We start from the raw sequence: 3059 nt of genomic DNA, 5'->3' as shown, positions 1-3059 counted from the left end.
TTTAAAATGTAATATAAGGATGGAGTTTGATTTAGAGTGAGAAAAAAGGATGAAACAGTAAGCCACTTTGGTCTTTAGCCAAGTGGTAGTTCACTTTCTCATGAAAAGAAAAAATAGAATCAGACATATTATAACGTTAAATTGCAATTTTTCAAAGAATAACTAAAAAAGTAAAGTTATAATAACTTATCTGCAATTTCCGCAACTGCAGGTAATCTAGTCTGGTTTCCTTTATATGCCATAAACATAAGGTAAATCCACAATATAATAGTTATAAGACCTATCAATGTGGCTATAAACGACAATATCATTGAAATAAAACTTAAGAATCCAAATGCCAAGATTCCAGCAATCGCACTTATAACTATGTTTAGTATGAAAAGTGCACAAAATACTACAATTGATTGGGCTGCATGGAACCTAACGGATTCATTTTCCTTCTCTATAAATAGAAAAATAATGCCCGATATAAAGCCTAATACATAGGCCAATACACCGGCAATATTTTCACTTAAACCTATACTAGTTTCGTTTTGACTCATCAGGAACCACCTTCTTCATCTAAACCTATGTGGATTTCAATTTTATCATCATATTTATCATATTTGTTAGTGGGTCCTATTTCAATTGATACAACTCTGTTTTCGTCTTCTTTAAAACCTTGTATATATCTTATTAGTTCACCACTACTATCACTTTCATCTCCGGATCTAATATTTGTCCACCCTTCAGCTTCCAGCGTATCTAAGTAGAAATTCATGACATCCTCTGGACTATCATCAGTTATATATTTGATAATTTTTCCCTTTTCATCTACTGACGTGTATTCTGTTCTAACAGAATCAGGGTATCTAGGAACATCTGGTATGTCCTCACCCCCTACGTCTGTTGTAGGTGCACTTTCACCAGAATCTGTTTCATCATCTCCCCCTGTGTCTGCAGTACCGCTACCATCAGTACCAATTACATCTATAGGACCCTGTATAACCCAGGCATCGGTTTGACCGTCAGATTCCACCGCGTTCAATGCTATAAACTCATTATCTTTCTCAAGTACAACTCCAACGTCGTATCCAGCAATATCTCCTTCCCATTCGGCCCTTACATTCCATCCTTCGTCCTCTGCAGATTGCCTCAACTCATTTAAAACACCAGAAGAATCTTCTGTATCTACTACATATTGAGTTATGGTTACCTCGTCAACATTAAATTGATTAGTAACCTCATAATCATTTGGAATCTCTATTCCATCAGGCTCTGATTCTCCATCTCCATTTACACATCCACTTATTGATATTACACCAAATAATAGCAATATTAATGTCAGGTATATTTTTCCCATTTTATGTACCCCCTACATTGTTAAGCATATTAAACTATGTAATGAAATATATTATAAAAGTATCGAAAATTAAAGGGATTTATCCATTAATTAATAAAATAAACAAATATTGATAGTATCGAATTGTAGGACAAGCTCTGAACTAGTGGACTTTCTCTGCCCTGCGCCCCGTTTTTCGTAAAGTAGCCTGATAAAAAGAGTGTATGTATATTTTAGTTAAAAATTTTTTAAAATTTCAAAATAGCACGAGCAGTTCCCATTACCAATGGTTTTAACTGTATTGATCGATACGTTGCTATACGCTTTTGAGGCTACATTGTAGAATATTTTTTGGTAAGGTTGCATAAAATAGGGTTCATTTTTGCCTGAGAAGCACCCCATGGACAGATGGTGTTTTCCAGTTCAAAAAGAACATTATCTTTACTATCAGCTTCTTTTGATATAGTAGACCACTAATATAAGCCCAATTGCGATTAAAGCTCCAAATCCTGGTATACTGTTTGAATCATTTGTTTCACTTTCTGGATCTGATTCATTTGTTGTATCTGTAGACTCTTCTGGAGTTTCGTTGGTCTCCATGGCTATCTCATTATCGTGGGAAGTTGATTCATCAGAATCTTCTGTATCCATGGCAGTTATTACAAATGGTGAAAATCCAGTGGTTTCGGATTCGAAATAGATGTAATCTTGATCTTCATTTACTTTCTGGGTAGTCAGTGTAGACCATTCACTACCATTGAACCTCAACAGCTTTATATCTGATTCATTGATACCGTTGGTTTTAATCCATGATTTTTCTACTTTGAAACTTATCACTGGATTTTCAATGTTTTCTGGTGTTGCAAATCCTGTTTTACCTACCCACATATTGACATTGCGGTAGATTATACCGGGTGGTTTATCTTCTACCAACGCTGAAGTGTCATTTAATACTTCAATGGTTGTTGATATATCACCACTGTTTTTCAGAGCGTTGAATCTGACATAGTTGATTACGAAAGTGGGGCAACAGGGGTACGTGAAAGCCAACTACTTTATTCATTGGTAGCTGACTATAAGCATATACACGAAAGTGGATATGTTTACAAAATTAGTATAAAAAAATTAGTATAAAAACTTCGAGAAGAATGTTACATAATATCACGGAATCTTTATATGGTTTAGTGTATATACATAATAATTGAGAGGTGTAGTAAAATTGAACCCCCACGAACAAACCCCCGCTGCACTTGACAAGATGTTAAAAGAGGCAGTCACCTGTCCCCTATGTGACATGGATGGAAAAATCCATATCAATAACATAGAAACAGGAGAAAGTACTGATTTTTGTATGTTTTGTGGATACAACACCCACAATGAAATAGCGGTTGATAAAGAAAAGGATTATTTGGTTAAGTATGCAGAATATCTTTTGTGGAATAAAGGATTAGATGACTCATTAAAAATACTTCAGAATCTGGATGTATACAATTCAGAAATGCTAGATGATATATGGACTGAACCAGATGAGGATAAAGTTATAAATTTTATAGATAAGATACAGACTAACAAGAAGTACATCATACCTGATAAAGATAGAAACAATTTCAAATATGAAACAAAATCATATGGTGGGTATGGAATTATACATTTGACTGAGGATTCTAATAATTCTATAGATCCAACAGATTCAGACAATACCTGTCTTGATGGTAAAATCTGTATTAGGGATAACGAC

At 34.4% G+C, this 3059-nt stretch carries 4 protein-coding genes and 1 pseudogene; 1 reads left to right on the top strand and 4 read right to left on the bottom strand.

Going from position 1 to position 3059, the window contains the following annotated elements; all coding sequences use genetic code 11:
* Positions 1-176 precede the first annotated feature (176 nt).
* The 4 genes and pseudogenes from QZ276_RS00135 to QZ276_RS00125 form a co-directional block, all read right to left on the bottom strand.
* On the bottom strand, positions 177-542 hold the full coding sequence (locus tag QZ276_RS00135) for a DUF4870 domain-containing protein (protein ID WP_292484152.1): 366 nt from the start codon (positions 540-542) through the stop codon (positions 177-179).
* Positions 542-1342: a hypothetical protein gene (locus QZ276_RS00130; RefSeq protein WP_292484150.1), complete on the bottom strand. Its 801-nt coding sequence runs from the start codon at positions 1340-1342 to the stop codon at positions 542-544. The genes QZ276_RS00135 and QZ276_RS00130 overlap by 1 nt, the downstream gene beginning before the upstream one ends.
* A gap of 216 nt (positions 1343-1558) precedes the next feature.
* A pseudogene (locus QZ276_RS11510) lies at positions 1559-1731 on the bottom strand (methanogen output domain 1-containing protein).
* A 37-nt stretch (positions 1732-1768) separates the two neighbouring features.
* Positions 1769-2371: a PGF-pre-PGF domain-containing protein gene (locus tag QZ276_RS00125; RefSeq protein ID WP_292484148.1), complete on the bottom strand. Its 603-nt coding sequence runs from the start codon at positions 2369-2371 to the stop codon at positions 1769-1771.
* 169 nt (positions 2372-2540) lie between these two features.
* On the opposite strand from QZ276_RS00125, the gene QZ276_RS00120 reads away from it, so the two are divergent.
* The coding region (locus tag QZ276_RS00120; protein ID WP_292484146.1) for a hypothetical protein at positions 2541-3059 on the top strand (519 nt) is incomplete at its 3' end.

The sequence above is a fragment of the Methanohalobium sp. genome, from assembly GCF_018609725.1.
Classification (GTDB): domain Archaea; phylum Halobacteriota; class Methanosarcinia; order Methanosarcinales; family Methanosarcinaceae; genus Methanohalobium.
The sequence above is the reverse complement of the archived record's forward strand: the minus strand, read 5'-3'. Positions and strand labels throughout refer to the sequence as shown.